At 34.4% G+C, this 1,506-nt stretch carries 2 protein-coding genes and 1 pseudogene; 1 reads left to right on the top strand and 2 read right to left on the bottom strand.

Annotation, left to right across the window (positions count from 1 at the left end; translation table 11 throughout):
- Window positions 1–196: 196 nt before the first annotated feature.
- Window positions 197–598, bottom strand: a complete 402-nt coding sequence (locus Y7E_RS30850; protein ID WP_017150486.1) for a hypothetical protein — start codon at window positions 596–598, stop codon at window positions 197–199.
- Between the two features lie 363 nt (window positions 599–961).
- On the opposite strand from Y7E_RS30850, the gene Y7E_RS0128120 reads away from it, so the two are divergent.
- A complete protein-coding gene (locus tag Y7E_RS0128120) occupies window positions 962–1,300 on the top strand; it encodes a cupin domain-containing protein (RefSeq protein ID WP_017154509.1) in 339 nt (112 codons plus the stop codon).
- A 75-nt stretch (window positions 1,301–1,375) separates the two neighbouring features.
- Here Y7E_RS0128120 and Y7E_RS34670 read toward each other — a convergent pair.
- A pseudogene (locus Y7E_RS34670) lies at window positions 1,376–1,506 on the bottom strand (IS6 family transposase); the annotation flags it as partial.

Raw genomic sequence — 1,506 nt, 5'->3', positions numbered from 1 at the left:
TAAAGCTTCATCAAAAGTCTTAGTCCAAATTGCAAATACTATTGAGTAATGAATAAAACAAAGAGGTCTATTAAGACCTCTTTGTTTGTTTAATTAACGTAAGTCCCGAATGCGGTAGTCAATGTATCTAGAAGCCTATAAAAATACCCTCCGGGTCAACTAGCCGGAAGGCATTGTTTTTTCATACGAACAAGTTTTATTCTCCAATCGGAATTGAAATTTCTTGGTTGGCAATTGACCCTAAATTTTCTTTAAGCCACTCATCAGATAATGTCCCTTTAATGAATGTCCCATCGTCTTTTTGAACGGCTATACCTTTATTAGTTCCTATATCTTTAATTTTGTAAAGCTTTGTTCCCTCTTTAAATACATTTGATGCTGTTCCTTGATAGTTGCGCCCTTCTTGGTCAATAAACTCTGTTACTTCTCCAATCCTTTGTCCAACTTCAACTTTTTCAACTTTCTCACCATCACTGACCACATAAACTTTGTTCTCCCAGCTTACAAACTCGAAAGATAAAGCTTCGTTCGTTTTTTTCTGAGCAGAACAGCCAAGCAAGGTTAAAGAAATGATAAGTGTTACAAGAAACATTTTCATAATTTCACTCCTAACTAATTTTGTATTCCTCTTGGAAGGTAGTATTTAATTCATTGAAAAACTGGTTTGCTAGTTGGTTCCATGCAGGACGGAGACTATCACTGCCTTTATTATAACCATCAAACCTTAACGCTTAGTGAGGAGTTTTCTTAAGATTCTCTTAATATTCCGGAGAAAAGTAACCTTGAAGGTTCTCTTTATTCAACTAACCTGACCATTGGTAATGTATATTCCATACACTAATAGTTAACATAACGTCCTATTATTGGAAGGGATTTATTGTAAAAAAACTTCTTGAAAGTTATAGTTGTATTATTGGTTTTTACATAATTATCTGATAACAACGAAAGGATATTGATAAAAATGAAAATTAGTAAACAAAGTGCAGAACATTATATATGGGGAGATAAATGCGATGGATGGCGTTTAGTAAACCAAAATGATTTAAGTGTTATTCACGAACGGATGCCACCTAATACCTCCGAAGTACGTCATTATCATACAAAATCTCGGCAATTTTTCTTTGTATTAATCGGTACGGCTACACTAGAGATAGATGGGCAATTAGAAAATATAGCGCCCTTTGAAGGTGTAGAAGTTCCTCCTCATGTTCCCCATCAAATGATGAACAAATCTAATGAAAACGTTGAATTTCTTGTTATTTCTCAACCAACAACCAAAGAAGATAGAATACCAGTTTAATTCTAAATCTACTTGTTAGGTTCTGTTGCAAAGTTTGAAAAAAGCATAAACAGGTTGGTAAATGAGGAACAATGTTTAGGAAATAGCTAGTAATTGTTGAAGTTCATTGTACGTTGAAAAGGCGGAGTCTCTTTGAAGACTTCGCCTTTGTTTATATAGGGCATGAATGGTCTCGATACTTTTTATCGTACGTGAAGCATGACGAA

Origin of the sequence: Bacillus bingmayongensis (assembly GCF_000299035.1) — a bacterium.
Lineage (GTDB): Bacteria > Bacillota > Bacilli > Bacillales > Bacillaceae_G > Bacillus_A > Bacillus_A bingmayongensis.
The sequence above is the reverse complement of the archived record's forward strand: the minus strand, read 5'-3'. Positions and strand labels throughout refer to the sequence as shown.

Excerpts from the sequence above, each read along its gene's own strand:
- Y7E_RS0128120 (WP_017154509.1), top strand. The coding sequence starts at position 962 with ATGAAAATTAGTAAACAAAGTGCAGAACATTATATATGGGGAGATAAA.
- Y7E_RS30850 (WP_017150486.1), bottom strand. The coding sequence starts at position 598 with ATGAAAATGTTTCTTGTAACACTTATCATTTCTTTAACCTTGCTTGGC.